A 25,401-nucleotide genomic window follows, 5' to 3' on the forward strand; every position below is an offset into this window, starting at 1 on the left:
GGACCAACGGCGCGCTGAACGGGGACCGTGCACGAGGAGGCGGCGCGGCGGCCCGCGCGGGATCATCGGTGCATGGACGTCACACTTCACCTCGCACAGGACCCCGAGGCCGACGAGCTGCTCGGCCGCTCCCCGCTCGCCGCGCTGATCGGGATGCTGCTGGACCAGCAGATCCCGATGGAGTGGGCGTTCAAGGGACCGTCGACCATCGCCGGCCGGATGGGCACGGACGACCTGGACGCGCGGGAGATCGCCGCGTACGACCCCGAGGCGTTCTCCGCGCTGCTCTCCGAGAAGCCGGCCGTGCACCGCTACCCGGGGTCGATGGCGCAGCGGATCCAGCAGCTGTGCCAGTTCCTGGTCGAGACGTACGACGGTGACCCGAGCGGCCTCTGGGAGGGCGTCGGCGACGGGCCGGAGCTGCTGAGGCGGCTTCAGGAGCTGCCCGGCTTCGGCAAGCAGAAGGCGCAGATCTTCCTCGCGCTGCTCGGCAAGCAACTCGGCGTGACGCCGCCCGGCTGGCGGGAGGCCGCGGGCGACTACGGCCCCCCGCGGGCCTTCCGGTCCGTCGCCGACATCACGGGCCCCGAGTCACTCGCCAAGGTGCGGGCACACAAACAGGAGATCAAGGCAGCGGCAAAGGCGGCGAAGAAGTAGCCCCCCGGGCCGGAACAGGCAGGCCCACGGCCGGGACCGGCCAGCCCGCTTGTCGGAAGAGGCGGGTCCGCACGTCGGGACGAGCCGGCACGCGGGGTCGCATCAAGCGGTCCCGGACGTCGGGTGAGAGCAGGGTCGCTGCTCGGAACGAGCAGGCCCGCGGCTCGGAACAAGCAGGTCCGCGGCTCCCAACAAGCAGGTCCGCCGCTCGGAACGAGCAGGCCCTCGGGCCGGGACAGGCGGGCCGCAGGTCCAGACCGGCAGGCCGCAGGTCCGGACAGGCGGGCCGCAGGTCGGGCAGCTCGGCCTGCTGGCCGGGACAGGCGAGTCCGATGGCCCGATGAGGCCGACCCGCGGTCGCAAGCGGCAGTCCCGCACGCCGGAAGGGGTAGGCGCGCGGGGTCGTATCAAGCGGGCCCCGGACGTCGGGTGAGAGCAGGTCCGCCGGCCGGGTCAACTGGGTCTGCCGGCCGGGGACAGACGGGCCGCCGGACGGGACGGATCGGCCCGCCGGTCGGAAGAGGTGGGTCCGTGCGGCGGGACGGGTAGGCGCGCGGGGTCGTAGCAAGTGGGCCCGGACGGCGGGTGAGGGCGGGGTCGCCGGGCGGAACAACTAGGTCTGCCGGCCGGGGACGGATGGTCCACCGGACGGGACGGGTCGGCCAGCCGGTCGGGGTAGGCAGCCGTCCGACGGTCGGAAGAGGTGGGGCCGTGCCTTGGATGAGGGGGGGGCGGGGCGGGCTGTGTCGACGGGGGTCGGCCGCCGGGCGGATGAGGCGGGGTCGTGCGTCATTCTTCTGGCCCGTTCCGGCGTGCGACGGGGTCGGTGGCGTTCTCAGCATGGAGCATGACCGAGCCACCGAGCGGATCCCCGAGGGGAGCGGAGTTCGACGACCGGCACGTGCACGCCACGCGTGACCCGCGCGCGCCGAGACCGCCCCACGAGGGTCCCGAGCCGCCCTTCGAGGGCCCGCTGCACATGCTGTCCAAGGCGGCCTGGCAGGCGGTGCTCCTCACCGGCGTCGCGTCCCTGATCCTCGGCGTCCTGGTCCTGATCTGGCCCGGCGCCTCGCTCGTCGCCGCCGGTGTCCTGTTCGGTCTGTACCTCCTCGTCAGCGGTGTCCTCCAACTCGTCGCCGCCTTCGGCACCCACAAGACGACCGCGCTGCGCGTGCTCGCGTTCGTCAGCGGCGCCCTGTGCATCCTGCTGGGGCTGTTCTGCTTCCGCGGCGCCATGCAGTCGATCCTGCTGCTCGCGCTGTGGATCGGTATCGGCTGGCTGTTCCGCGGGATCACCCAGACGCTGGCCGCCGCCTCCGACCCGGCGATGCCCGCACGCGGCTGGCAGATCGTCCTCGGAGTGGTCAGCGTCCTCGCCGGCGTCGTCCTGATCGTCTCGCCGTTCGAGTCGGTCGCCGTCCTGACGGTGGTCGGCGGCTGCTGGCTGGTCGTGGTGGGCGCCGTCGAGATCGCCACGGCCCTGCGCATCCGGGGTCGCGCCCGCCAGGTCCCGCGCGAGGTGTGACGGACCATGCCCACCACCGCCTGTGCCCCGCCGCCCCGCACCGACATATCCCCGCGCCGCCCACGCCCCGTCGGACCACGCGCCGGCGCCCCGTCGCCGGTCTCCGGCAGGTCCCCTTGCGCCACGGCGGTCTCGGGGCGAGGCGTGGGCCCGGCGGACTTCGGCGGTGCGGGCCCGGCCCGGCTTCCCGGCGGGGCCCCGTGCCTCACCGGTGCCTCCCGCGGGTGCCCGCCTAGGCCGAGCGGGGGGATTCCGCCCGCCATGCGATGGACGCCGTACACCGGCCGGGGAGATGACCTGCTGTGAGCACGCCCCAGCAGTCCCGCCGCGCCGTGCGCCGGCGCGCCTGGCCCCGGCTGCTCGTACTGCTGCTCGTGCTGCTGCTGCCGGTGGCGCACGCGGAGACGGCGGCCGGACCCGCCGCCGTCGTGGCGGGCGAGGCGGTCGAGGCCGACGTGCTCGACACCGCGCTGCGGCCGCCGGGGCGGGGCGGTCACCGACCCGTGGTGGCGCAGCGGCCGGTGCGGTCGGCCACCCCGCGGGGGCGGATCACGCAGGCCCGACCGGCGCACGCGCCGACCGGGCCGCCGTACCCGCTGCGGACCTTGCGCTCGGTGGTACTGCGCTGCTGACGGACCTGTGGTTCCCCCAGGTCAGTCGGTACGACGCAAGGAGTCACCACATGCCCACGGATCCCTACGCCGTCCTGCGCGCACTGGTTCGCGCGGAGGCCATCCGGAACGAACCGAAGACGGAACTCAAGGACACCAAGCAGCCGCAGCAGCCGCCGAAGAAGCGGGACCGCTGAGCCGTGGGCGGAGGCGGGCCCTACCGCCTCCGCCGCGCCGTCCCGAAGATCGAGCGGGTGATCTCCCGCCCGATCTGGGTGCCGATGGAACGCGCCAGGGACTTGAACATGCCACTGCCGACGACCTGTTCGACGACGGACTCCTCCCGCCGGGGCGCGCCCTTCGCCGCCCGCGGTTCCTGCTCCGCCTCGGCCTTCTCCCGCGGCGCCGGTCGCCGGGCCTTCGCCGCCTCCAGCTTCTCGTACGCCGACTCCCTGTCCACCGCCTGTGCGTAGCGGCCGAACAACGGCGAGGACGTCACTGCCCGGTCCAGGTCGGCCGCGTCGACCGGGCCCATCAGGGACTCGGGCGCCCGCAGCCGGGTCGCGGCGACCGGTGTCGGGGCGCCCCGCTCGCTGAGGACCGTGACCACCGCCTCGCCGGTACCGAGGCCGGTGAGGAGCTCTTCGAGGTCGTAGGCGGAGTCGGGGAACGTCCTGACCGTCGCCTCGAGGGCCTTCTGGTCGTCCGGGGTGAAGGCGCGCAGCGCGTGCTGGACGCGGTTGCCGAGCTGCGCGAGGACGTCACCGGGCACGTCCTTCGGGGTCTGGGTGACGAAGAAGACGCCGACCCCTTTCGAGCGAATGAGCCGCACGGTCTGCGTGATCGCCTCCAGGAACGCCTTCGACGCGCCGTCGAACAGCAGGTGCGCCTCGTCGAAGAAGAACACCAGCTTGGGCTTCTCGACGTCGCCGACCTCGGGCAGATCGTGGAAGAGATCAGCGAGCAGCCACATCAGAAAGGTCGAGAAGAGCTGCGGCTTGTCCTGGACGGCCGGCAGTTCCAGGACCGACACGAGGCCCCGGCCGTCCCGCGCCGTGCGGGTCAGCTCCGCCGTGTCGAACTCCGGCTCGCCGAAGAAGGGGCCCATCCCCTGTGCCTCGAAGGTGGTCAGCGCGCGCAGGATCACCCCTGCGGTGGCGGTGGAGAGGCCGCCGACGGACTTCAGCTCGGCCCTGCCCTCCTCGGAGGTGAGGAAGGCGACGACCGCGCGCAGGTCCTTGAGGTCGACCAGTTCCAGGCCCTTGGTGTCGGCGTAGTGGAAGATCAGGCCGAGGGACTGCTCCTGGGTCCTGTTCAGCTGGAGGACCTTGGCGAGCAGCACGGGGCCGAAGCTGGTGACGGTGGCGCGCAGCGGGATGCCGTGGCCGATGCCGCCGAGGGCGTAGAACTGGGCCGGGAAACCGGTCGCCGTCCACCGCTGGTGCACCTCGGCGGCGCGGGAGCGGATCTTGTCGTTGGGCAGGCCCGGCGCCGAGACGCCCGACAGGTCGCCCTTGACGTCGGCCAGGAACACCGGGACGCCCTGCGCGGAGAGTTGCTCGGCGATCAGCTGGAGCGTCTTGGTCTTGCCGGTTCCGGTGGCGCCCGCGACCAGGCCGTGCCGGGTGAGCATCGGCAGCGGGATGCGGATCTGGGCGTCCGGCAGGCACCGGCCGTCCCAGAGCAGGGCGCCCAGATCGAGGGCGGGTCCGCCGAACGCGTATCCGGCGGCGATTTCCAGGGCCTCCTGCGGGAGGGCGGGGGCGCCGCCCGGCGCCTCGGGGTGGGCGGCCGCGGGCACGGTCTCGCTGTCGCTCATGTCAGACCCCTGTTCCGTTTCACCCGAATTGCGGCATCTTTTCCAGCGTTGCACTCCCTCTCCATGGCTGCGCCCGGAACGTCTTGACCGGTAGGCTTTCCGTGTGATCTTCAAGCGCATCGGAAACGGCCGGCCGTACCCCGACCATGGCCGGGACAGCACCCGGCAGTGGGCGGACGTCGCGCCGCGCCCGGTCCGCCTCGATCAGCTCGTGACGACCAAGCAGCAGCTCGACCTGGAGACCCTCCTCGCCGAGGACTCCACCTTCTACGGTGACCTCTTCGCGCACGTCGTGAAGTGGCAGGGCGACCTCTACCTGGAGGACGGACTGCACCGGGCGGTGCGGGCGGCGCTCCAGCAGCGCCAGGTGCTCCACGCGCGCGTCCTGGAGCTGGACTGACCCGTCCCGCGCGGGGACGCGAAGCGGCACCGGCCGGTCACGGCTTGGCCCTTTCGGGTTCTCCTGAGCGGCGTCCAATGATCATCTAGTAGGCAGAGCCGCCCGCGCGCACTACGCTGCGCTCATGAGCATGCTGACTCCCCCTGGCATGGGCGGCCAGTACCGGATCACGGGGGACAAGTACCCACGGATGCGTCCACCCCGTCGGCGCGGCAGGCTCGTACTCGTCGTCACCGCGTCCGTCGTCGTGATCGGCGTCCTGAGCTGGGGAACCCTGCAACTCGTCGACGTGTTCACGGGCGGCGGCGACAGCGCGTCGGCGGCCGGCACGAAGGCGGGCTGCGCGACGAAGGCGAGTCCCTCGCCCAGCGCGGCCGCGGCCGTGAACCTGCCGAAGCCCGGTGCGGTCACCGTCAACGTGCTCAACGCCACGACCCGCAGCGGTCTCGCCAAGAAGACCGCCGACGAGCTGAAGAAACGTGGCTTCAAAATCGGCGAGGTGGGCAACGCGCCAAAGCAGTGGGACAAGAAGGTGAAGGGCACCGGACTGCTGATCGGGCCCACCTCGGCGCTGAACACCGCGCTGCCGGTGCTCGCCACCCAGCTGCCCGGCGCCGAGCGCAGCGCGGACCGGGCCCGCAAGGGCGCGGCGGTCGACCTCATCATCGGCAACGGCTTCAAGGAACTGGCGAAGAAGCCGTCCGCCGACCGTGCGCTGGCGGCCCTGACGGCGCCGCAGCCGGCGACGGCCACGAAGAAGAACTGCTGACCCGGCTCCACCACGCGCTGTCCCCCGGGCCCGCGCGCGGCGGTCTCTGAGTCCGCCTGCGCGGCGCCCGTCGGGTCCGTGGGCGGGCTCCTGTCAGGACCGGCGGACGGGCGCCCTATGCGTGGGGCGGGCGAGCGCGGGATGTCCCGGTCCTGGGGCTGCGGGCGGTTGCGGGAGCCGTACTAGGAGGGGCGGACTCGGACCGTGTGACGCCTTTGGTCGCCGCGGCCGTGTCCCACCGGCCCGGCGGTCGGCGCGGCGAGGGTCTGCTTCGGCGGGCGCTTCGGCCCCGCGCTCGGGTGGCCGTGGGAGTGCCCGTTCGCGTGCCGGTGGTGCGGGGTGCGGGGGCTCTGTCGCGGTGCGGGTCTGCCTCGCCCCTTCGGGTGGGCCGACTCAGGCCCGTCGGTGTCCGTCGGTGTCCGTCGTGCCGGGATGCTCCGGCGGCCGTGCGGCCGCGCGTCCGGCGGGTGTTCGGCCGCAGCGGCGGCCGCTGCTCCCGCCCCGGTGCACGTCGAGGCGCCGCCGGTCCTCTTCGCACCTCGCGAGCGACCGCTGGCATGGCGCGCGTCGAGGCCGTTCGGGTGGGCGCCCGTCGTGGAGGGGGCCGGGCGCCCCTGTGGGGTGGTTACTCGGCCGCGCCGTACATGCGGTCCCCCGCGTCGCCCAGACCCGGGACGATGTAGCCGTGCTCGTTGAGGCGCTCGTCGACCGACGCCGTCACGACCGTCACCGGGGTGCCCGCCAGCTCGCGCTCCATCAGCTCGACGCCCTCGGGCGCGGCCAGCAGGACCACCGCCGTCACGTCGTCGGCGCCCCGCTTGATCAGCTCCTGGATCGCCGCGACCAGGGTGCCGCCGGTGGCCAGCATCGGGTCCAGGACGTACACCTGACGCCCGGAGAGGTCCTCGGGCATGCGGGTCGCGTACGTGGAGGCCTCCAGCGTCTCCTCGTTGCGGATCATGCCCAGGAAGCCCACCTCGGCGGTCGGCAGCAGCCGGACCATGCCGTCCAGCATCCCGAGGCCGGCGCGCAGGATCGGCACGACCAGGGGGCGCGGGTGGGAGAGCTTGACGCCGGTGGTGGCGGCGACGGGGGTGGAGAGGTCCACCTGCTCGGTGCGCACGTCGCGGGTGGCCTCGTAGGCGAGCAGGGTGACCAGTTCGTCGGCCAGACGACGGAAGGTCGGGGAGTCGGTGCGGCGGTCGCGCAGCGTGGTGAGCTTGTGGGCGACCAAGGGGTGGTCGACGACGTGGAGACGCATGGGCACAACAGTAACCGCGCTTCGGCGCGGGTACTCCCTGGCGTCAAACCGCCCGTCCGGGGGAAGGTGAGAGGGATGGATAGGGGTGGTGTGCCTATGCCTGACCTGCCAGAGCTGCCCGACCAGGCGTCCAGGTCGGACGCCGGCGCGCAGGAGAACGACACGGCGCGCAGGCGCCGCCGGGCGCAGTTCCTGCGGGAACTCGCCGAGGCCAGGGAACTGCGTGATCGCGTCCAGCCGCGCCGCGCCAAGGCGGCCCGGCTGCGCCGCGCGATGCGCATGCGAACGTTCCGCTGGTAGCCCGCGCGTCCCGCACCCGGGTGGGAAGAACCCCGCCACGTGCGGTCGTTGCCGGGGTGGGGGTACGTGGCACCGGTCGAAAGCCGCGTACGATCCGCTGGTGGCGGCAACGAGTGTGCGGATGAGTGGTTCGCGGACATGCGATCAAAACAGCCGGACACAGCGGGCCGAAGACGTCCCCTGAACGCCTTGTTTCTGCCACGATTCCGAGTGGGTGGGGCTCGGAGCCCGAGCGCTCCCCGCCCGCAGCCTCCGCCGGGGGGACCCCCAACCGGCACGCCTAAGACCAGTGGGAGAGTCACGGTGTACTTCGCCGCACTGCTCGCGCGCACCGAAGACGGGTGGGAAGCGAGCGACACAGAGCTCGACGACGTGGAGACCCTGTCGGATCTGGCCGACCTGGCCCGGGAAGCCACTCCCGACGACGACACGGTGCTCGTCCTGATCGAGCAGGAGGACGCCTGGTTCGGCGTCGTCCGCATCGATGGTGAGGACGACCCTCGTATCTACGTCTCGGACGCCGCCGCCGCTGCCCGCAGCAGCTACGGCGAGATCCTTCTCACCGACGAACTGCTCGGCCGGGATCCCGCCGACGACGGCAACGACCTGGACGCCCTCGACCTGGACGGCACCGAGGACGGTGAGCCCGACGAGGACGGCGAGGACGCCGAGGAGGACGGCGGCGGCGCCGACGCCGTGCCGCACGGCCCGGTCGGTGACGTCGGCATCCTCGACGACCTGGGCGTCACCGAGAAGGAGTTGCTGTCGCTGTCCGCGGACGCGGTCACCGAGATCGCCGACGCGCTCGGCGCCTCGGAGACGCTGGAGACCGTCCGCTGATCCCGTCCGCCCCCCGCACGGCCCCGGATCCGGTGCGTGACCCCTGGCGGGCCGCGATGCGGCACGCACTGGACGAGGCCCGGCAGGCCGTCCGGGGCGGCGACGTCCCCGTCGGGGCGGTGGTCCTCGCCGCCGACGGCACGACCGTGCTCGCCGCCGGGCACAACGAACGTGAGGCCACCGGCGACCCGACCGCGCACGCCGAGGTCCTCGCGATCCGGCGGGCGGCGGCCGAGCTGGGCGAGTGGCGGCTGACCGGCTGCACGCTGGTCGTCACCCTGGAGCCCTGCACGATGTGTGCGGGTGCCCTCGTGCAGTCGCGGGTGGACCGGGTGGTCTACGGCGCCCCAGACGAGAAGGCCGGGGCGGCCGGCTCGCTCTGGGACGTCGTCCGCGACCGGCGTCTGAACCATCGTCCCGAGGTGATCGAGGGCGTGCTGGCCGCGGAGTGCGCGGGTCTGCTCACCGAGTTCTTCCGTGATCGCTGACGGTCCGGGGCCGGCGGTCCGGGCCCCGGAAACGGATTTCGGAGCATGCCGCACCTTGCTGTAAGGTCTCCCTCGGTAGCGTGTCCGAGCGGCCGAAGGAGCTCGCCTCGAAAGCGAGTGTGGCGCAAGTCACCGAGGGTTCAAATCCCTCCGCTACCGCTCGTAGCCGAAAGGGCGGCCCCGATGGGGCCGCCCTTTCGTGTTCCTCCGGCTGTTCCTCCGGCTGTTCCTCCGGCGTCAGCCGACGCGGACGTCCTTCTCCACCGTGACCTGGTCGATGTCCGTCGTACGGACGGTGATCTTCATGGTCCAGACGCCGGGCAGCGGGAGCTGGAGCCGGTCGGTGCCCCAGTAGCCGCCGCGGTTCTCCAGTGCGGCGTCGATCGGCCCGACGTCCTGCGCGCGCAGGGTGAAGGTCAGGCGCACCTCGGGGACGGTGACGATACCGCCGTCGGGGCCGAAGACGACGGCCTGCACCTGGTTCCGGCCGACCCGGCCCGGGGCGAGGTCGAGCTGCACCTTGCCGTGGCCGTTGGGGGTGCCGACGTCGAAGGGCACCACGCTGCTGGAGGCGGTGGGCCTACCGGCGTCGGCGGCCTCCGTCCGGGCCGCGGCCGACTCGGCGGCGGCCCGGCCCGGGAGGGTGATGGTCAGCAGGGTGGTGATCACCAGGACCAGCACGCCGGTCACGAACTCGGCGAGCACGGAGCGGCGCAGCGCCCGGCGGTGGTGGTCGTCCCCAGGTGCCGTGGGCGGGGGCCGGTCGTCGCCCGGTGAGTCCGCGTCCCGCGCGTCGGCGTCGGCGGGCGCGGATTCGGCGGGGCCGTCCACGGCCGGGCCGTTCCGGCTCACGGTCGCCCGGTGTCCCCCCACCCCCGCGCCCGCGGCCACCGGCTCCCGCTCCCGTACCTCGGCCTCCGCCCGCGCCGGTCCCGCCTCCGCCCACCGCCGGGTCCACCGGCGGGAGAAGCCTGCCGCCGCCAGCAGCAGCGCCACCGCGGCCACCTTGGCCAGCAGGATGCGGCCGTACGTCGTGCCGGTGAGGGCGTCCCAGGAGCCGAGGCCACGCCAGGACTGGTAGACGCCGGTGACGGTGAGGACGGCCACCGAGGCGAGGGCCAGTCGGGAGAAGCGGGTGACGGCGGCGAGCGTGAGGTCCTGCGGGGCCCGGTAGAGGACGGTGAGCAGGGCCGTCAGGCCGCCCAGCCAGATCGCCATCGCCAGCAGGTGCAGCACCGACGACGTCATCGCCACCGGCACCTGGATGCCGGCGGAGGCGTGTTCGGCGGCGGCCCAGGTGACGGCCAGCGCGAGGCAGAGCGCGATGCCGGGCGCGCGAGGGGCGGTGCGGCGGGCCGTGCGGCGTACGACGAGGAGGGCCGCGCCCAGCAGCGCCAGCCGGGCCAGCAGCGCCAGGCCGGGCTTGGTGGTCAGGGTGGTGCCGAGGACGGCCGGGTCGAGGGCGTCCGTCAGGCCGGTGCCGCGTTCGTAGGGGCCGCGCAGGAGCAGCAGGGCGGCCGTGGAGATCACGAGGGTGAGCCAGGCGGTGGGCAGGAACCGGCGCAGGGCGGCGGTGGGGCCGCCGAGGACCGTGGACAGGAAGACGGCGACGCCGATGAGGAGGGCCAGCCCTCCGTACGCGGCGTAGCGGGCGATGTTGTAGAGCGAGGCGATCGCCGGGTCCTCGGTCGGGCCGGTCACCGCAGCGGTCGTCGCCGACGGTTCGCCGACCGAGAAGATGAACGCGCCCGAGACCGGGTGGCTGTCCGCCGAGACCACCCGCCAGGCCACGGTGTACGTGCCGTCCGCGAGGCCGGTCGGCAGGCCGACCCGGACGGTGTCGGCGCGGTCGCCGGGCTGCGTGGCGGCGCCCGTGTCGACGGGGCGGTTCTCCGGGTCGATCACCCGGACCGAGTCGTCGAGCAGACCGACGGACTCGGTGAAGGTCAGGGTGAGGTGGCGGGGGGCGGAGGCGAGGACGGTTCCGTCGGCGGGGTCGGTGCGGCCGAGGGCGGCGTGCGCGGACGCGGGGGCCGCGCCGCCGAGGAGGCACAGGGCCAGCACGGCGACCAGCAGCAGCGGGCGCCGAAGTCGCCGGAGGACGCCGGGTGGGGGGAAGGCCTCGCCGCCGTTCCGGTCGTCGTCGCTCCCGTCGCTGCCGCTGCCGTCGTGCCGTGCTTCGCCGTCGCGCATCCCCATCGCTTCTCCGTCGTCGGATCTGCTTCCGGGATACGTACGGACGCGGGGCCCGCCGTGCTCATGCGAAGGACATACGGATGCGGGCGCCGATCCGCTCAGCCGGCGGCCCCGCCCGCCGTCCTGTCACCAGGTGGGCCGCGCCGAGATCCCCCCGTCCACCACCAGGTCGTGCCCCGTCACCCAGGACGCCAGGGGCGAGGCCAGGAAGACGCACGCGTCCCCGACGTCCTCCACCCGCCCCAGCCGCCCGAGCGGCACCGCCCGCTGCCAGCGCTCCACGCCCTGAGGCCAGGCCTGGGCGAGCCCTTCCCGGTCGATCAGCCCGGGGGAGACGGTGTTCACGCGGATGCCGTGGCTCCCGTACTCCAGCGCCGCCGACCGGGCGTGCATCACGACCGCCGCCTTGGAGGCGCAGTAGTGGGCGTGCGCCGGGGCCGGCGCGCTCGCCTCGATCGAGGCGATGTGCGTCACCGAACCCCCTTCGCCGCGCTCCCGCATGACCTCGACGGCCGCCTGGGTGCAGGCGAACACACTGGTCAGATTGGTGTCCACGACCGCCCGCCAGTCGGTGGCGGTCATCCCGGCGAGTTCCTGCACGGGCTGCACGGCGGCGTTGTTGACCAGTGCGGTCAGGCGCCCTCCGCCCCATTCGGCGGCCTCGCGCACCACGCGCCGGCACTCGGCCTCGTCGGCGAGATCGGCCTGGAGCACGACGGCCCGGCCGCCCAGGCCCTCCACCAGTGCCGCCACCTCACGCGCCGGCTCCAGCGACGTACGGCAGTGCACGGCGACCGCCGCGCCCTGTTCCGCGAACCGCAGGGCGATGCCCCGCCCGATGCCGCCGCCCGCGCCCGTGACGAGGGCAACCTGGCCCTCCAGCAACCTCATGGCCGGCACAGTTCCACGATCCGGTCGGTCAGCTCCGGGTGGCGGGCGGTCAGCTCGGCGGCGTCGCCGTGCTCGTACCCCTCGAAGGTGAAGCCGGGCGCCATCGTGCAGCCGAAGAACGTCCAGGAGCCGCCCTCGGCGACCCGCCCGCCCATCCAGGTGCCGGCCGGCACGGTGAACTGCGGGTGCTGGCCGGCGAGCACGTCCGGTCCGAGGACCACCGTGCGCGAGGAGCCGTCGGGGGCGAGGAGCAGCAGTTCCAGCGGGTCGCCGAGGTAGAAGTGCCAGACCTCGTCGGTGGGCAGGCGGTGCAGGGCGGAGTAGTCGTCCCGCCGGAGCAGGGCGACGATGGCGGTGCCCTCCGGGCGCCCGTCGGGGCGGTCCGGTCCGGCCCAGGTCTGCCGGAACAGGCCGCCCTCGCGCGGGATCGGCTCCATGGCGTAGTGCGCGACAAGCTCTTCTGCGGTCACGCCGGGCAGGCTACCGGGCGGAGCAGGAAGGCCAGTTGAGCGTGCTTCTCCGGCAGGTGCACGTCGGGCAGATTCACCTCCGGCAGTACGACCTTCGGACCGGCCACGAACCCCTGCTTCAGGAAGCGCTCGATCGCCTTGTCGTTGCGCACGTCCGGGTCGACGACGACGCGCTGCCGGCCGAGGACCAGCCACACGTAGGAGGCCGCGGCCTGCAGCAGCGACGCCGTCCAGCCGCCGCGGGACCCGCCGGATCCGGCGGGCGCGAGCAGCAGATGGAGGCCGATGTCGCCGGGCAGGACGTCGTAGCACTCGCCTACCCGGTCTGCATCCGGCTCGTAGGTCTGGAACAGGGCCGCCGGTTCGCCGTCCTTCACGAGGAGGTAGGCGTGATGGGTGGCGAGGGTGTCCATGTGGGCGTAGATGCCGGCCACCTCCTCAGCGGTGAGCCCGTTCATGCCCCAGAAGGCGGCGCGTTCCCGGCTCACCCAGCCGTGGACCACCTCGGCGTCGCCCTTCGCGTCGAGGGGCAGCACGCGTACGGTGCCGAAGCCGTCGACCACCTCTTCGTGGACGGCGGTGCGGTCGGCATACGGGTCAGTCATCGTCGGTCTCCTTGGTGAGGCGGGCCCAGTCGGTGACGACCGGGACGAGTTCTCCCCTGGTCCACAGGGGGAGTTGGTCGCGGTGGTGCGCCGAGCCGGGCACGCCGGACGCGCCCAGCGGCACCACCCAGAGGCTGTCCTCGCGCCGGGCCAGGTCCCACACGTAGCGGGCGGCCGGTCCGCGCGCGGCGAGGTCGGTGAGGCCGGGGACGGCGGAGGTGCACAGCACGCAGTCGTGGTCGCCGGACAGCGCCGGCTCGGCGTACGTGTCGGTGGCGTACGGCGTGCCGGGCAACGCCCGCCAGGGGGCGAGGCGGTGGGTGTCGCCCCAGGTGCGGCCGGCAGTGTCGGCGGTGGCCGGCGCCGCCACCTCCTCCAGGGCCGCCCGGACGAGCGCCGGACGGTCCATGCCGTACAGCTCCTCGGCCGTCAGCAGGTTCTCCAGGGCGAACGCGGTCCGTGCGGTGAGCCCCAGCCAGGGCAGCAGGACCTCCGGGTAGGCGGGCGGCTCGGTGAGCGCGGCGAACGCCGGGTGGGCGGCGAGGCGGCGGACGACGGCGCCGCGGACGGCCGCGTAGGCGGCGGCGGGCTCGCTCGTGGCGTCCATGCGCCGGTCCCAGCGCAGCAGCCGGTCGCGCAGCGCGGCGGCGGCGGGTGCGAGGCCGTCGAGGGCGGCGAGCAGACGCAGGAGGGGCGCGGCGGAGGCGAGGTGGGTGTCCGTGTGGATGGCGGGCATGTCGGCCGCCGACCACCGCTTCTTCTCGTCGAGCAGCGCGGCGATCCGGGCGGCGCGGTGCGGCGGGGCGAACTCGACGCCGAGCGAGGCGGACGGGCCGCGCTGGTTGGCCATCACCGCGATGCCGTCGGTCAGGCCGGCGCGCGGCATGGTGTGCCAGCCGTGCCACTCGTGGCCGGGCTCCCAGGCGGGCACGATCCGGACCTTGTTGGCCGAGGAGCGCACCGGCACCCGGCCGGCGACCCGGTGCAGGGTGCCGCCCTCGGTGTCGGCGGCCTGCACGACGTTGACCGGCTCCACCCAGCTGTCGAAGGCGCGGTCGACGTCGGCGACCGTGCGGGCCCGCAGCAGCGGGAGCAGGGCGGCGAAGCCGGCGTCGGCGAGGACGCGGGGCGGGTAGCGCAGGCTGAGGGCGAGCGGGGGCTCGGCGTCGTCCGGCAGCAGCGTGCCGTCGGTCAGACCCTCGGGCCCGCCGGCGACCACCGGTCCCCGTCCGGTCTCGATCACCTCGACCGGCACCGGCTCGGCGCCGCGCACCTCGACGACCTCCGTCACCCGGCAGGCCCGTTCCCACCGTCCGTCCGGGCCGAGGGCCTCCACGCCGGCGCCGGTCCTGCGCAGCCGCTCCCGGTACAGGTCCTGGTAGTCGGCCATGGCGTTGGTGATGGCCCAGGCGACCGAGCCGGTGTGCCCGAAGTGCGCGGTGCCGGGGACGCCGGGCACGGCGAGGCCCACGACGTCGAACTCGGGGCAGCTCAGCCGGATCTGCTGGTAGACGCCCGGCTCCTCGATGAAGCGGTGCGGATCCCCGGCGATCACCGCCTGTCCGGTGACGGTCCGTTCCCCGGCGGCCAGCCAGCCGTTGCTGCCGGAGGTGCCGGGGCCGTCCGTGGCGAACAGCGCCACCGCCTGCGGTCCCAGATGCCGGATCACCTCCTCGCGCCAGAGCTTCGCCGGGAAGCCCGCGAAGAGGAGATGGGTGGCGATCCAGACGGCGAGCGGGGTCCAGGGCTCCCAGCGGCCGGGGACGAGTCCCGCGTCGGCGAACTCGGGGGTGCGGCGGGCGCCTTCCGCGAGGCCCTCGTTGACGCCCTCGACGTAGGCCAGGACCCAGTCGGCCGTGTCGGGGTCCAGGGCCTTGAAGGAACGTTCCGCCGTGTCCGTGAGGCGCGCCCGTCTCGCGAGCACGTCCCAGGGCACGGCGGCCGTACCGAGGAAGGAGGCGGAGGTGCCCTGGGAGCGGTGGCGTTCGACCTCCAGCTGCCAGGCACGGTCGTGGGCCGTGACCCGCCCCTGGGCGCGGGCGAGTTCGCGGGCGTCGGAGGCGCGCAGGTGGGGGATGCCCCAGGCGTCGCGGTAGATCTCGATGGTCACCTGGACATCACCCTGTCATTCCTTGAGCTCTTTAGGTTAGGCTTCCCTAAGTAAGTCGTGGCGGAATGGTACGCGAGATGTGAAGGAGCACCATGGGGCAGGGGCACGGTTGGCAGGGCGCGGTCCTGAAGCTGATGGGCGCGAAGGACTTCCTCCTCACCGTCACCGGCGCCGAGGACGTCACGCCGGAGTACCGGCGGGTGCACTTCACCGACGGGGGGCTGCTCGCGGCGGCCGGCGTGCACCCCACGATGTGGGTCCGGCTGTGGTTCGACAACGGGGGCAAGTCGCACCAGCGCGCGTACACGCTGGTCGACGCGGACCCCGAGACGCACACCTTCAGCCTCGAGTTCGCACTCCACGAGGGGTGCGCCAGTGACTGGGCGCGGGCGGCGAAGGAAGGCGACACCATCGAGGCGACGGTCCAGGGCACGGGCTTCCAGCATCCCCGGCCCGAGCCCTCGCACGTCTTCGCGATGGGCGACCCTGCCTCGCTGCCCGCGCTCAACTCCCTTCTCGACGCCCTCGGTTCGGCGCCCGCGACGATCTGGTTCGAGGGTGAGCTGGACGGCCTGCCGTGCCAGGCGGACACCGACCGGCACGAGATACGCCAGGTGTCCCGTCCGGGCCTGGTCGACGACGTGCGGGCCACGCTGCCGGCGCTCCTGGCGGCCACCGCGGACCCGTACGTCTGGATCGCCTGCGACACCGCGACGACCCGCACCCTGGCGTCGTACGTGCGCAAGGACCTGTCGGTCCCGAAGGAGCGGATGCACGCGCTGGGGTACTGGCGGGCGACCTGACATCACCCGCGCGACCACGCGACCCGGGGCCGGCGTCCAGCCGGCCCCGGGTCTTCTTCGTTTCGCGGACGGCCCGCGGGGGTCCCCGCCGCCCTTCACTTGGACGCCCGTTGGGCGGAGCGCCGTGTTGATTTCTGTGAAAAACCCTCGCGGGCAGGGGGATTGAGGCGCGTCGGCGCGGTCACGTTTCCACAAACTACGACGTCATCTCTTGACGTATGACCGGACATGGGGCTGTTATTGCGCCACCTTCGTGTTCGGTCAGGTTGGTTTCTGATTGGTTTCGACCAATTTCCGGACCGGACCCCTGTCCCCCCAGGAGCCGTCATGCGCAGAACCCCCTCCGGTCTCACCCTCCCCGGCCCGAGCCGCCGCACCCTTCTGCGCGGCGTCGGTGGCGCGGCCGCTCTCGGCGCCGGAACCTCCCTGTTGAGCGCCTGCGGAGGCAGCGGCGCGGCCGCCGACCCGAAGACGGTCACGGTCGGGTCGAAGGCGTCCGACCCCGTGCCGAAGAAGGCGTACGCCGACATGTACGCGGCGTTCACGAAGCAGTCCGGGCTCACCGTCGACGTGAACACCAAGGACTCCAACACCTTCCAGGAGCAGATCAACTCCTACCTCCAGGGCACGCCGGACGACGTGTTCACCTGGTTCGCCGGCTACCGGATGCAGTTCTTCGCCGCCAAGGGCCTCGCCACCCCGGTCGACGAGGTCTGGGAGAAGATCGGCGGCAACTTCCCCGAGGCGATGAAGGCGCTCAGCAAGGGCGAGGACGGCAAGTACTACCTCGTGCCGCTCTACACCTACCCCTGGGCGATCTTCTACCGGAAGAGCGTCTTCGCGGAGAAGGGTTACGAAGTCCCCACCACCTGGGACGACTTCATCGCGCTGTGCAAGCGGATGCAGAAGGACGGCCTCGTCCCGATCGCCTTCGGGGACAAGGACGCCTGGCCCGCCCTCGGCACCTTCGACCAGATCAACTTCCGCAAGAACGGCTACGACTTCCACGTCGACCTGATGGCCGGCAAGGCCTCCTGGACCGACGCCAAGGTCCGCGCCGCCTTCGACCTGTGGGCCGAGATACTCCCCTACCACCAGGAGGGAGCCATCGGCCGCACCTGGCAGGACGCCGCCCAGACGCTGGTGGCGAAGAAGGCCGGCATGTACCTGCTGGGCACCTTCGTCGCCCAGCAGTTCTCGAACGAGGCCGACCTCGAGGACCTCGACTTCTTCGCCTTCCCGGAGATCGACCCGGCCTTCGGCCAGGAGACCGTCGAGGCGCCGACCGACGGCTTCATGATGAGCAAGAGCCCGAAGAACAAGGAGGGTTCGCTCAAGCTCATGGAGTACCTCGGCTCCCCGGCCGCCGAGGAGACCTACCTCACGTCGGACCCCAGCAGCGTCGCCGCCTCGACCAAGGCCGACACCTCCTCGTACACCCCGCTCCAGAAGAAGGCGTACGAGATGATCGCCGGCGCGAAGAACCTGACGCAGTTCATGGACCGCGACAGCCGCCCGGACTTCACCTCCACGGTCATGCAGCCCGCGCTGCAGAAGTTCATCCGTGACCCCAAGGGCGTCGACGGCCTGCTCTCCTCCATCGAACGCCAGAAGAAGACGATCTTCGCGTCCTCATGACCACGGAACTCACCACGGAGAACCCGGAGGCGGCCGACGTGCCGCCTCCGGGCGCTGCCCCGCTCGCGCGACGGAAGGTGCCCAGGGGCCACCGGCGCCTGCTCACCCGCCGCGACCGGCTCACGCTGGGCCTGATGGCGACCCTGCCGACGGTCCTGCACATCGCCCTGGTGTGGGTGACCGCGCTCGCCTCGATCGCGCTCGCCTTCACCACCTGGGACGGCATCGGCTTCGACTCGATCCACTGGGTCGGGCTGCGGAACTTCAAGGAGCTGTTCGAGCAGAACCCGCAGTTCTGGCCCGCCGTCCAGCACAACGTCGTGTGGTTCGCGGTGCTGATCGTGATCCCGACGCCGCTCGGGCTGTTCCTGGCCGTGCAGCTGGACAAGAGGATCCGGTTCAGCCGCGTCTACCAGACGGCGTTCTTCCTGCCGGTGGTGCTGTCCATGGCCGTCATCGGCTTCGTCTGGCAGCTCGTCTACAACCCCGACACCGGCCTGATCAACAGCGTCATCGGGGCCAACGAGCCCGGCAAGTACATCGACTGGATCGGCGACCCGGACCTCAACCTCTGGGCGGTGCTGGTCGCCGCGTCGTGGCGGCACACCGGCTACATGATGATCCTCTACCTGGCCGGCCTGAAGGGCGTCGACCCGACGCTGCGCGAGGCCGCCGCGATCGACGGCGCGGGCGAGTGGCAGACGTTCCGCGGCGTCGTCTTCCCGGCGCTGCGCCCGACCCACACGATCGTCCTGGTCGTCACCATCATCGAGGCACTGCGCGCCTTCGACCTCGTCTACGTCTTCAACGGCGGCGCCGAGGGCACCGAACTGCTGTCCATCCTGGTGACCAGCAACATCATCGGTGAGTCGAGCCGCATCGGATACGGATCGGCGATCGCGGTCGTCCTGCTGCTGATCTCGCTCGTCGTGATCATCCCCTATCTGGTCAGCACCTTCCGGAAGGAGCGGCGGGCATGAGCGCAACGACGGTCGTCCCGAAGAACCGCGCCCCGATCCGCCCCGGCCGCGTCGTGCTGCACCTCGTCCTCGGGACCATGGCGCTGGCCTGGCTGGCCCCCTTGCTCTGGGCGGTCTACGCGGCGCTGCGCCCGTACGCCGAGACCAGCGAGAAGGGGTACGTCTCCCTCCCGGACACCCTGAGCCTCGACAACTTCACGAACGCGTTCACCCAGTCGGACATGACGCACTACCTCGTGAACACGCTGGTGATCGCCGTCCCGGCGGTCCTGGTCACCCTGTTCCTGTCGTCGATGGTGGCCTTCTACGTCAGCCGCTTCGACTTCCGGGTCAACCTCGCCCTGCTGCTGCTCTTCACGGCCGGCAACCTGCTGCCCCAGCAGGTGATCATCACCCCGCTGTACCGGCTCTACCTCCTGGTGGACCTGCCCGGCATCACCATGAGCGGCAAGCTGTACGACTCCGCCCTCGGCCTCGTCCTCATCCACGTGGCCTTCCAGTCCGGCTTCTGCGCGTTCGTGCTGAGCAACTACATGCGCTCGCTGCCGCACGAACTGACCGAGGCCGCGCTGGTCGACGGCGCCTCGGTGTGGCGCCTGTACTGGCAGATCACCCTGCCGCTGTGCCGCCCGGCGATGGCGGCCCTCGCGACCCTGCTCTCCATCTGGATCTACAACGACTTCTTCTGGGCCCTGGTCCTGATCTCCACCGGCGAGAACATGCCGATCACCTCGGCGCTGAACAACCTCTCCGGCCAGTTCTTCACCGATCCCAACCTGGTCGCCGCAGGCGCCCTGCTCACCGCCATCCCGACGCTGATCGTCTACTTCCTGCTCCAGCGGCAGTTCGTCAGCGGCCTCACGCTCGGCGCCAACAAGGGCTGACGTCCGCCTTTTCGAGAGAGAACCACCGTGTCCCACTCCTTCACGCCGCTGGCCTCCGTGCCCGTGGACGTCTCACGAGCCCGCGTCCACGAGGAGGGCTGGCAGTCCTGGAGCCCCAGCGGCGCCTACCACCTCACCGGCCGGCCGTACCGCCCGACCAACGCCAACTGGGCGACCGTCTGCTACCGGCCCGGCGTCACCGTCCCCGAGGGCGCCTTCCAGGGCGAGGGACTGCTCGCCCTCGACCCGGGCGACGGCACCCCGGTCCGCCTGTGGGCGGCCGCCGACCCGACCCGCGAGGTCCCCTCGATCCGGCTGACGGTGACGGACGGCACGGCACAGGTGAGCGCGGACGGCCGGGTGAAGGAATGGACCGGCACGCACATCCAGTCGGTGCTGGCCGACTGGGCCGACGCGCTCGGCCTCCCGGCCCCGCGGCCCGCCCCCAGCGTGTGGTGCTCCTGGTACGAGTACTTCACCGCCGTCACCGAGGACGACATCCACGAGAACCTCCGCGCGATGGACACCCTCGACCTGCCCGTCGACGTCGTCCAGATCGACGACGGCTACCAGAGCGCCCTCGGCGACTGGCTCACCCTCTCCGGCCGGTTCCGCTCCCGCGAGGGCATGGCGGCCGCGATCCGCGCGAAGGGCCGCCGGGCGGGCATCTGGACCGCCCCCTTCCTGGTGGACCCGGCGAGCGCCCTGGCCGCCGAGCACCCGGACTGGCTCGTACGCTCCCCCGACGGCGCCCCCTTGCACGCCGGCCGCAACTGGGACCACGACCTGCACGTCCTGGACACCACGCACCCCGCCGCCGCGGCCTACCTGACGGAGGTCTTCCGCACCCTGAGCGCCGAGGGGTACGACTACTTCAAGGCCGACTTCCTCTACGCGGGCGCGCTGGACGGCGTACGGCACGCGGACGTGGACGCGCTGACGGCGTACCGCTCCGGCGTCGAGTTGATCCGCGCGGCGATCGGCACGGACGCGTACCTGCTGGGCTGCGGCGCGCCGGTGCTCCCGTCGATCGGCCTGTTCGACGCGATGCGGGTCAGCCCCGACACGGGCCCCCACCGCCGCCCCGAGGCCGACGACTACAGCCAGCCCGGACAGGATCCCGCCGAGTTCACCGGCGCGGGCCGTCAATGGCAGCACCGCCGCCTGTGGATCAACGACCCCGACTGCCTGATGGCCCGCCCGGCCGTCGAGACCCGCGAGCGCTGGGCGGCCCACGTGGAGGCCACCGACGGCCTGATGGCCTCCAGCGACCGCCTGCTGTCGCTGGACGAATGGGGAGTGACGACGACGCGCCGCCTGCTGGGAGGCACAGGGGGCTGAGGTGGCGCCGCCGTTCGGACGGGTGGGGCGGGAGGTCGGCGTGCCGTGGCGTCCGCGGGCGTCGGCAGCGGTTCACATGGGAGGGGCGCCACGCCGGCCCGCCGTGCGAGCCCCGCATCGAGGACGGGCCACGACGACGGAGCTGAGCCATGCCCGAACTGCCGGATGTCGAAGCCTTCCGGAACGTGTTCGCGTCCTGCGCTTCGGGCCGGGTCGTGCGGCGGGTCGAGGTCCGGGACACGGGCGTCCTGCACGGCGTGAGCGCGCGGCGGCTGCGCGAGACGCTGGAGGGCCGGCGGTTCGGCAGGCCCGAACGCCACGGCAAGTGGCTGCTCGCCCGCACCGGCGGCGGCCACACCCTCATGCTGCACTTCGGCATGACCGGCAGCCTGGTCTGCGAGCGCCCGGACACCGCCGCCGCGCCCCACGACCGCGTCCTGTTCACGGTGAGCCGGGACCGTCAGCTCCGCTTCCGCGACCAGCGCAAGCTCCAGGGACTCTGGCTCGTCGACGACGCCGGGGTCGCCCGGCTGCTCGAACGGCAGGGCCCCGACGCGATGGCGGTCGGCCGCGAGGAGTTCGGGGCCGCGCTCTCCGCCCGCCGCGGCACCCTCAAGACCACGCTCACCGACCAGTCCGTCCTGGCGGGCCTCGGCAACCTCCTCGCCGACGAGATCCTGTGGCGCGCGGGGCTGCGACCGGCCGCCCGGGCGAGCGACCTCACCGAGGCCGACCGGCGGCGCCTGTACACCCGGATGCGCGGCACCCTGCGCGCGGCGGTCGGCGCGGGCAGGGTCCCGCCGCGCGACTCCTGGCTCACCGGCCACCGCGACGATCCCGACCCGCACTGCCCCCGCTGCGGCACCCCCTTGCACCGATCCCGCCTGGGCGGCCGGACCACGGTGTGGTGCCCGCACTGCCAGCCGGGAGAGGCGTGACCCCCGCGTCACCGTCCGGTGGTCGCCGCTCCCGCCCGCAGCGGGCAGCGGCTGCCCGTGCCTGAGTCCGGGAGCGGCTGCCTGTGTCAGGGGCCGCGAGCCGCTGTTTGCGTCGGCGGATGGGCGCCGCGGGCGTGACGCCCGCGTGAGCGAGCTGGAGCCGCTGCCCGTGTCTGCGTCCGGGGCCCCCGTCTGCGTCCGGGAGCGGCTGCTTGCGTCGGTGGCTGGGCGCGGTGGGCGTGACGCCCGCGTGAGCGAGCGGGAGCCGGCGGCCGCGGCAGCGACCGAGAGGCGCCGCTCGCGTTCTGCGGCCGCGAGCCGCCGCCACCGTCGGCGACCGGGAACCGTCGCGCGCCTCAGTGGCCGAGCGTGGCGACGCCCGCCTGTGCGTACTTCTCGTCCAGGTCGCCGGACGGCGCACCCGCCACACCGATGCCCGCAACGGGAGCGCCCTTGACGGCGACCGGGGCGCCGCCCCCGAGGAACAGGGTGCCGGGGATGTCCTTCAGGTTCGGGGCCTGCTGCAGGCGCTTCGCGAGTTCCGAGGTGGGCGCGTTCCAGGAGACGGCGGTGAACGCCTTGCGCTCGGCGGACTCGTACGACTGCGGGCCGGCGCCGTCGCCGCGCAGGGTGACGAGCGTGTTGCCGTCGCGGTCGACGACCGCCACGGAGACGCGCTGGTTCTCCTTCTCGGCGGCGTGCAGCGCGGCCTGCGCGGCCTCGGTGGCGGCGGCCACGTCGAGGTGCGTGGTCTGCGTGAGGTGGTGCCGGGCCACGTCCTGCTCGGGGCTCGCCGCGCTGGCGGCGACGGTGCCGCCGGTGAGGCCGAGGGCGAGGAGGGCGGAGGCGGTGACGAGACGGGCGCGCTTCATGGTGGGCCTTTCGGTCGGGACCCCTCGTGCGGGGCGGTTGCCTCTCCGATCCTCACGGCGGGCCGGACGGCGACCGGTCGTCGGTCCGGCTGCGCGCGCCGAGCGGTCCGGACGACGAGGGGGTCATCCGTTCGGATGACCCCGGGTGCGGTGATGTGGGCGACACTGAAGGTGTTTGCCCAGTTCAGAGGCCGAGTGAGGGTGCGCGGAGTGGTGGTGAGGAGATGACCGTACGGGAGCAGGTCCCGCCGGAGGGGGCCGTACCGGAGCGGGCCGTGACGGGGCGCGGGGACGACGTGGAGTCCCCGGACGTCGGCACCCGCACCCTCACGCTCGTCATGCACGCGGCGTTCTTCGTCCTGCTCGGCGCCTCCCTCGCCCGCTACCTGGCGCGGCACGCCGCCGACCCCCTCACCCCCTGGGTCGTCGCCCTGAGCGCCCTGCTGGCCGCCCTCTACGTCCTCGGCCCCGCCCTGGGCACCCGCCCCACCCCGCGCCGCCTGATCTGGCTGGGGGCCGTCGTCGCGGTCTGGGCGGTCCTCGTGGTGCCGGCCCCGAGCTTCGCCTGGTGCGCGGTCCCCCTCTTCTACACGGGCCTGCGCACCCTGCCGCCGCGGGCCGCGATCACGCTGGTGGTGCTGCTCACGGCGCTGGTGGTGGCCGCGCAGCTGAAGCTGGCCGGCTGGCCGGACCCGAACGTCGTGCTGGCGCCCCCGGCGGTGGCGGCCATCGCCACCACGGTCTTCGTCGTCATGGAGGGCCAGGCCGCCCGGCAGCGCGTCCTCATCGACGACCTGGTCCACACCCGCCGCGAACTGGCCGCCACCGAACGCCGCGAAGGCACCCTCGCCGAACGGGAGCGGCTGGCCCGCGAGATCCACGACACCCTCGCGCAGGGCCTGTCCAGCCAGAGCATGCTGCTCCAGGCCGCGGACCGGATCTGGGACGCCTCCCCGGACGCGGCCCGGGACCATGTCCGCACGGCCGCCGCGATCGCCGAACGGGACCTCGCCGAGGCCCGCCGCTTCGTCCACGACCTCACCCCCGCCGACCTTGCCGAGGCCGGCGACCTCGCCGAGGCCCTGCGCACGCTGGCCGACCGCGAGTCGACCGGCTCCCTCACGGTCCGCTTCCACGCCGAGGGCACCCCTGCGGCGCCGCTGTCCGAGATGGTGCAGTCGGCGCTGCTGCGCACCGCGCAGGGCGCCCTCGCGAACGTCCGCGAACACGCGGCCGCGACAACCGCCACGCTCACGCTGACCTGCCTGGACGACCAGCTGGTCCTGGACGTCGCGGACGACGGCCGCGGCTTCACCCCCGGCATCCGGTCCTCGTCGCCCGCCCGCGGCCACGGCCTGCCGGCGATGCGGGCCCGGCTGCGTCAGGTGGGCGGCGCTCTCACGATCGAGTCCACGCCGGGCGAGGGCACCGTCCTCTCCGCCTGCGTCCCCCTCACCTCGGAGCCGGCATGACGACGGTCCGCGTCCTCCTCTGCGACGACCACGCGGTGGTACGGGCGGGGCTGCGCGCCCTGCTTGCGAGCGCTCAGGGCATCGAGGTGGTCGGCGAGGCAGCCACCGGCGAGGAGGCGCTGGCCCTGTCGCGGAAGCTCACCCCGGACGTGGTCCTGATGGATCTCCAACTGGGTGCCGGGATGACCGGAGTGGACGCCACCCGCAGGCTCACCTCGGGCGACGGCACCGCGCACGTCCCCCATGTCCTGGTGCTGACCACCTACGACACCGACGCCGACATCACCCGCGCCATCGAGGCCGGCGCCACCGGCTATCTCCTCAAGGCGGAACGCCCCGAGGAGCTCTTCGCCGCCCTGCGTGCCGCCGCCGAGGGCCGCACCACCCTGTCCGCCCCGGTCGCCGACCGGGTCATGGCCCGCCTGCGCGCGCCGCGCCCCGGCCTCACGCCCCGGGAGCACGACATCCTCCGCCACCTCTCCGAGGGCCTGACCAACCGCGACATCGCCCGCACCCTGTTCATCAGCGAGGCGACGGTGAAGACCCACCTCCGGCGCATCTACGACAAGTTGAACGTCGACACGCGCGCGGGAGCGGTGGCCGTGGCGATGGAGCGGCGCCTGGTGCCTTGAGGACCAGGTGCCGTGAGAAGCCGGGCGGGAACGTCCTCGACGGACGCCCGGGCGGGGCCGGCGGACGGTTTACGGCCGGCTGCCGGGATCACCGTCGCCGTCGAGCAGGGGATGCTCGTCGTCCCCGAAGTCAGGGGCCTGGAACGGGTTCGTCGTCGGAGGCGGCGAGACCGCGGCTCCGCCGCGGGGTTGCCCTTCCACGGCGGAGAACAGCGAAGTCGGATCGATGGGAGGTCTCTCTTTCGTCACGGGTCCCTGACGGGCCCCGGTGTGCCGCGACCGGGCACTGCGGTCCTACAGCTTGGTCATCTTGCTGTACGGGCTCAGGATGCGCATCTGCGCCGAGCCGAAATCGACGAGCGCGGCGATTCCGTCCTCGATGCCGATCACGCGGCCGAGGCCGTACATGTCGTGTGTGACCTGGTCGCCCACCGCGAAGTGCTCGGGAGCGCGAGTGACCGGGGCCTTGAAGGGGCTGGTAGGCAAATGACGCTTCGGTACATCGGGCTTTGTCATCGCCCCCAGTATGCGCCCAGGTGTGTCCCCCTGGGGAACGCCGGAGGGCCGGACCTTTACGGTCCGGCCCTCTGAGCTGGCGGAGGATACGAGATTCGAACTCGTGAGGGGTTGCCCCCAACACGCTTTCCAAGCGTGCGCCCTAGGCCTCTAGGCGAATCCTCCGCCGGAAACATTACATGACCGAGAGGAGTGCTCGCGAACTCGTTCCCGCACCTCAGCATCGGGTAGGCTGTGCGAAGCCCCTCACGCGGCGCTATCTGACTGAACTCCCCCAGGGCCGGAAGGCAGCAAGGGTAGGTCGGCTCTGGCGGGTGCGTGGGGGGCGTTCGCGTGTCCGGGGCCGTGGGAGGCCGAGGATCCCCGGGATTCCGGGGCGGATC

The 25,401-nt window shown here is 72.9% G+C and carries 26 protein-coding genes, 2 tRNA genes and 1 other RNA gene; 19 read left to right on the forward strand and 10 right to left on the reverse strand.

All coding sequences use genetic code 11. The features are described from left to right. Positions 1–72: 72 nt before the first annotated feature. The 4 genes from ACZ7LV_RS34405 (at position 73) to ACZ7LV_RS34420 (ending at position 2,990) form a co-directional block, all read left to right on the forward strand. Positions 73–657, forward strand: a complete 585-nt coding sequence (locus tag ACZ7LV_RS34405; protein WP_471945282.1) for an HhH-GPD-type base excision DNA repair protein — start codon at positions 73–75, stop codon at positions 655–657. 847 nt (positions 658–1,504) lie between these two features. Beyond that, positions 1,505–2,182: an HdeD family acid-resistance protein gene (locus ACZ7LV_RS34410; protein WP_471945284.1), complete on the forward strand. Its 678-nt coding sequence runs from the start codon at positions 1,505–1,507 to the stop codon at positions 2,180–2,182. Positions 2,183–2,484: 302 nt separating this feature from the next. Beyond that, positions 2,485–2,814: a hypothetical protein gene (locus ACZ7LV_RS34415; RefSeq protein WP_471945286.1), complete on the forward strand. Its 330-nt coding sequence runs from the start codon at positions 2,485–2,487 to the stop codon at positions 2,812–2,814. Between the two features lie 50 nt (positions 2,815–2,864). Next, positions 2,865–2,990: a hypothetical protein gene (locus ACZ7LV_RS34420; protein WP_471945288.1), complete on the forward strand. Its 126-nt coding sequence runs from the start codon at positions 2,865–2,867 to the stop codon at positions 2,988–2,990. Positions 2,991–3,010: 20 nt separating this feature from the next. On the opposite strand, the gene ACZ7LV_RS34425 is transcribed toward ACZ7LV_RS34420, so the two are convergent. Then, a complete protein-coding gene (locus tag ACZ7LV_RS34425; protein WP_471945290.1) occupies positions 3,011–4,612 on the reverse strand; it encodes a helicase HerA-like domain-containing protein in 1,602 nt (533 codons plus the stop codon). 103 nt (positions 4,613–4,715) lie between these two features. Here ACZ7LV_RS34425 and ACZ7LV_RS34430 point away from each other — a divergent pair, with 103 nt between their 5' ends. Both ACZ7LV_RS34430 and ACZ7LV_RS34435 read left to right on the forward strand, forming a co-directional pair. After that, the gene (locus tag ACZ7LV_RS34430; RefSeq protein WP_003991361.1) at positions 4,716–5,012 is read left to right on the forward strand and encodes a type II toxin-antitoxin system VapB family antitoxin; all 297 of its coding nucleotides are present in this window, start codon (positions 4,716–4,718) and stop codon (positions 5,010–5,012) included. Between the two features lie 148 nt (positions 5,013–5,160). Further along, entirely contained in the window at positions 5,161–5,781 is a 621-nt protein-coding gene (locus ACZ7LV_RS34435; RefSeq protein WP_471945362.1) for a LytR C-terminal domain-containing protein, read from the forward strand. Positions 5,782–6,406: 625 nt separating this feature from the next. Here ACZ7LV_RS34435 and upp read toward each other — a convergent pair. Further along, positions 6,407–7,042: a uracil phosphoribosyltransferase gene (gene upp, locus ACZ7LV_RS34440; protein WP_401674734.1), complete on the reverse strand. Its 636-nt coding sequence runs from the start codon at positions 7,040–7,042 to the stop codon at positions 6,407–6,409. Between the two features lie 96 nt (positions 7,043–7,138). Here upp and ACZ7LV_RS34445 point away from each other — a divergent pair, with 96 nt between their 5' ends. The 4 genes from ACZ7LV_RS34445 (at position 7,139) to ACZ7LV_RS34460 (ending at position 8,829) form a co-directional block, all read left to right on the forward strand. Beyond that, positions 7,139–7,342, forward strand: coding sequence for a hypothetical protein (locus tag ACZ7LV_RS34445; protein WP_401674732.1), 204 nt, complete (start codon positions 7,139–7,141; stop codon positions 7,340–7,342). Positions 7,343–7,645: 303 nt separating this feature from the next. Next, entirely contained in the window at positions 7,646–8,182 is a 537-nt protein-coding gene (locus tag ACZ7LV_RS34450) for a tRNA adenosine deaminase-associated protein (RefSeq protein WP_471945292.1), read from the forward strand. A gap of 56 nt (positions 8,183–8,238) precedes the next feature. After that, positions 8,239–8,670 (forward strand): tRNA adenosine(34) deaminase TadA, encoded by a 432-nt coding sequence (tadA, locus tag ACZ7LV_RS34455; RefSeq protein ID WP_401675805.1) that lies wholly within the window; start codon positions 8,239–8,241, stop codon positions 8,668–8,670. Positions 8,671–8,744: 74 nt separating this feature from the next. After that, positions 8,745–8,829, forward strand: a tRNA-Ser gene (locus tag ACZ7LV_RS34460). Between the two features lie 78 nt (positions 8,830–8,907). Here ACZ7LV_RS34460 and ACZ7LV_RS34465 read toward each other — a convergent pair. The 5 genes from ACZ7LV_RS34465 to ACZ7LV_RS34485 form a co-directional block, all read right to left on the reverse strand. Next, positions 8,908–10,863, reverse strand: a complete 1,956-nt coding sequence (locus ACZ7LV_RS34465; RefSeq protein WP_471945294.1) for a copper resistance CopC/CopD family protein — start codon at positions 10,861–10,863, stop codon at positions 8,908–8,910. A gap of 129 nt (positions 10,864–10,992) precedes the next feature. Beyond that, the gene (locus tag ACZ7LV_RS34470; protein WP_471945296.1) at positions 10,993–11,757 is read right to left on the reverse strand and encodes an SDR family NAD(P)-dependent oxidoreductase; all 765 of its coding nucleotides are present in this window, start codon (positions 11,755–11,757) and stop codon (positions 10,993–10,995) included. Continuing rightward, on the reverse strand, positions 11,754–12,194 hold the full coding sequence (locus tag ACZ7LV_RS34475; RefSeq protein ID WP_471945363.1) for a cupin domain-containing protein: 441 nt from the start codon (positions 12,192–12,194) through the stop codon (positions 11,754–11,756). Before ACZ7LV_RS34475 ends, ACZ7LV_RS34470 begins: the two co-directional genes overlap by 4 nt. Positions 12,195–12,223: 29 nt before the next feature. Then, entirely contained in the window at positions 12,224–12,832 is a 609-nt protein-coding gene (locus ACZ7LV_RS34480; protein WP_471945298.1) for a GNAT family N-acetyltransferase, read from the reverse strand. Further along, the gene (locus ACZ7LV_RS34485; protein WP_471945300.1) at positions 12,825–14,942 is read right to left on the reverse strand and encodes a penicillin acylase family protein; all 2,118 of its coding nucleotides are present in this window, start codon (positions 14,940–14,942) and stop codon (positions 12,825–12,827) included. The genes ACZ7LV_RS34480 and ACZ7LV_RS34485 overlap by 8 nt, the downstream gene beginning before the upstream one ends. A 92-nt stretch (positions 14,943–15,034) precedes the next feature. On the opposite strand from ACZ7LV_RS34485, the gene ACZ7LV_RS34490 reads away from it, so the two are divergent. From ACZ7LV_RS34490 to ACZ7LV_RS34515, 6 genes are all read left to right on the forward strand, one after another. Beyond that, positions 15,035–15,745, forward strand: a complete 711-nt coding sequence (locus ACZ7LV_RS34490) for a siderophore-interacting protein (protein ID WP_471945302.1) — start codon at positions 15,035–15,037, stop codon at positions 15,743–15,745. Positions 15,746–16,072: 327 nt separating this feature from the next. Next, positions 16,073–17,383, forward strand: a complete 1,311-nt coding sequence (locus tag ACZ7LV_RS34495) for an ABC transporter substrate-binding protein (RefSeq protein ID WP_471945303.1) — start codon at positions 16,073–16,075, stop codon at positions 17,381–17,383. Then, the gene (locus ACZ7LV_RS34500) at positions 17,380–18,363 is read left to right on the forward strand and encodes a carbohydrate ABC transporter permease (RefSeq protein WP_471945305.1); all 984 of its coding nucleotides are present in this window, start codon (positions 17,380–17,382) and stop codon (positions 18,361–18,363) included. The genes ACZ7LV_RS34495 and ACZ7LV_RS34500 overlap by 4 nt, the downstream gene beginning before the upstream one ends. Beyond that, entirely contained in the window at positions 18,360–19,247 is an 888-nt protein-coding gene (locus tag ACZ7LV_RS34505) for a carbohydrate ABC transporter permease (RefSeq protein WP_471945307.1), read from the forward strand. Before ACZ7LV_RS34500 ends, ACZ7LV_RS34505 begins: the two co-directional genes overlap by 4 nt. Before the next feature lie 27 nt (positions 19,248–19,274). Further along, positions 19,275–20,588, forward strand: a complete 1,314-nt coding sequence (locus tag ACZ7LV_RS34510; RefSeq protein ID WP_471945309.1) for a glycoside hydrolase family 36 protein — start codon at positions 19,275–19,277, stop codon at positions 20,586–20,588. Between the two features lie 149 nt (positions 20,589–20,737). Continuing rightward, on the forward strand, positions 20,738–21,526 hold the full coding sequence (locus ACZ7LV_RS34515) for an Fpg/Nei family DNA glycosylase (protein WP_471945311.1): 789 nt from the start codon (positions 20,738–20,740) through the stop codon (positions 21,524–21,526). A 356-nt stretch (positions 21,527–21,882) separates the two neighbouring features. Here the strand turns inward: ACZ7LV_RS34515 and ACZ7LV_RS34520 are convergent, their stop codons facing one another. Next, positions 21,883–22,398, reverse strand: a complete 516-nt coding sequence (locus tag ACZ7LV_RS34520) for a GlcG/HbpS family heme-binding protein (protein WP_471945313.1) — start codon at positions 22,396–22,398, stop codon at positions 21,883–21,885. Between the two features lie 224 nt (positions 22,399–22,622). On the opposite strand from ACZ7LV_RS34520, the gene ACZ7LV_RS34525 reads away from it, so the two are divergent. Beyond that, on the forward strand, positions 22,623–23,870 hold the full coding sequence (locus tag ACZ7LV_RS34525) for a sensor histidine kinase (RefSeq protein ID WP_471945315.1): 1,248 nt from the start codon (positions 22,623–22,625) through the stop codon (positions 23,868–23,870). Further along, on the forward strand, positions 23,867–24,502 hold the full coding sequence (locus tag ACZ7LV_RS34530) for a response regulator (RefSeq protein ID WP_471945316.1): 636 nt from the start codon (positions 23,867–23,869) through the stop codon (positions 24,500–24,502). Before ACZ7LV_RS34525 ends, ACZ7LV_RS34530 begins: the two co-directional genes overlap by 4 nt. A gap of 294 nt (positions 24,503–24,796) precedes the next feature. Here the strand turns inward: ACZ7LV_RS34530 and ACZ7LV_RS34535 are convergent, their stop codons facing one another. Both ACZ7LV_RS34535 and ACZ7LV_RS34540 read right to left on the reverse strand, forming a co-directional pair. Beyond that, positions 24,797–25,018 (reverse strand): hypothetical protein, encoded by a 222-nt coding sequence (locus ACZ7LV_RS34535; RefSeq protein WP_401674648.1) that lies wholly within the window; start codon positions 25,016–25,018, stop codon positions 24,797–24,799. Positions 25,019–25,095: 77 nt separating this feature from the next. Then, positions 25,096–25,183, reverse strand: a tRNA-Ser gene (locus tag ACZ7LV_RS34540). A gap of 73 nt (positions 25,184–25,256) precedes the next feature. On the opposite strand from ACZ7LV_RS34540, the gene ffs reads away from it, so the two are divergent. Further along, positions 25,257–25,351, forward strand: an RNA gene (gene ffs, locus ACZ7LV_RS34545) — signal recognition particle sRNA small type. The last annotated feature ends 50 nt before the right edge of the window (positions 25,352–25,401 follow it).

The organism is Streptomyces sp. NPDC107562 (genome assembly GCF_055657325.1).

Coding starts and splice junctions, on each gene's coding strand:
- ACZ7LV_RS34475 (WP_471945363.1), bottom strand. CDS start 12,194: ATGGAGCCGATCCCGCGCGAGGGCGGCCTGTTCCGGCAGACCTGGGCC.
- ACZ7LV_RS34490 (WP_471945302.1), top strand. CDS start 15,035: ATGGGGCAGGGGCACGGTTGGCAGGGCGCGGTCCTGAAGCTGATGGGC.
- ACZ7LV_RS34445 (WP_401674732.1), top strand. CDS start 7,139: ATGCCTGACCTGCCAGAGCTGCCCGACCAGGCGTCCAGGTCGGACGCC.
- ACZ7LV_RS34525 (WP_471945315.1), top strand. CDS start 22,623: ATGACCGTACGGGAGCAGGTCCCGCCGGAGGGGGCCGTACCGGAGCGG.
- upp (WP_401674734.1), bottom strand. CDS start 7,042: ATGCGTCTCCACGTCGTCGACCACCCCTTGGTCGCCCACAAGCTCACC.
- ACZ7LV_RS34515 (WP_471945311.1), top strand. CDS start 20,738: ATGCCCGAACTGCCGGATGTCGAAGCCTTCCGGAACGTGTTCGCGTCC.
- ACZ7LV_RS34535 (WP_401674648.1), bottom strand. CDS start 25,018: ATGACAAAGCCCGATGTACCGAAGCGTCATTTGCCTACCAGCCCCTTC.
- ACZ7LV_RS34420 (WP_471945288.1), top strand. CDS start 2,865: ATGCCCACGGATCCCTACGCCGTCCTGCGCGCACTGGTTCGCGCGGAG.
- ACZ7LV_RS34495 (WP_471945303.1), top strand. CDS start 16,073: ATGCGCAGAACCCCCTCCGGTCTCACCCTCCCCGGCCCGAGCCGCCGC.
- ACZ7LV_RS34435 (WP_471945362.1), top strand. CDS start 5,161: ATGGGCGGCCAGTACCGGATCACGGGGGACAAGTACCCACGGATGCGT.
- ACZ7LV_RS34405 (WP_471945282.1), top strand. CDS start 73: ATGGACGTCACACTTCACCTCGCACAGGACCCCGAGGCCGACGAGCTG.
- ACZ7LV_RS34410 (WP_471945284.1), top strand. CDS start 1,505: ATGACCGAGCCACCGAGCGGATCCCCGAGGGGAGCGGAGTTCGACGAC.
- ACZ7LV_RS34520 (WP_471945313.1), bottom strand. CDS start 22,398: ATGAAGCGCGCCCGTCTCGTCACCGCCTCCGCCCTCCTCGCCCTCGGC.
- ACZ7LV_RS34470 (WP_471945296.1), bottom strand. CDS start 11,757: ATGAGGTTGCTGGAGGGCCAGGTTGCCCTCGTCACGGGCGCGGGCGGC.
- ACZ7LV_RS34465 (WP_471945294.1), bottom strand. CDS start 10,863: ATGCGCGACGGCGAAGCACGGCACGACGGCAGCGGCAGCGACGGGAGC.
- ACZ7LV_RS34500 (WP_471945305.1), top strand. CDS start 17,380: ATGACCACGGAACTCACCACGGAGAACCCGGAGGCGGCCGACGTGCCG.
- ACZ7LV_RS34505 (WP_471945307.1), top strand. CDS start 18,360: ATGAGCGCAACGACGGTCGTCCCGAAGAACCGCGCCCCGATCCGCCCC.
- ACZ7LV_RS34530 (WP_471945316.1), top strand. CDS start 23,867: ATGACGACGGTCCGCGTCCTCCTCTGCGACGACCACGCGGTGGTACGG.
- tadA (WP_401675805.1), top strand. CDS start 8,239: ATGCGGCACGCACTGGACGAGGCCCGGCAGGCCGTCCGGGGCGGCGAC.
- ACZ7LV_RS34480 (WP_471945298.1), bottom strand. CDS start 12,832: ATGACTGACCCGTATGCCGACCGCACCGCCGTCCACGAAGAGGTGGTC.
- ACZ7LV_RS34425 (WP_471945290.1), bottom strand. CDS start 4,612: ATGAGCGACAGCGAGACCGTGCCCGCGGCCGCCCACCCCGAGGCGCCG.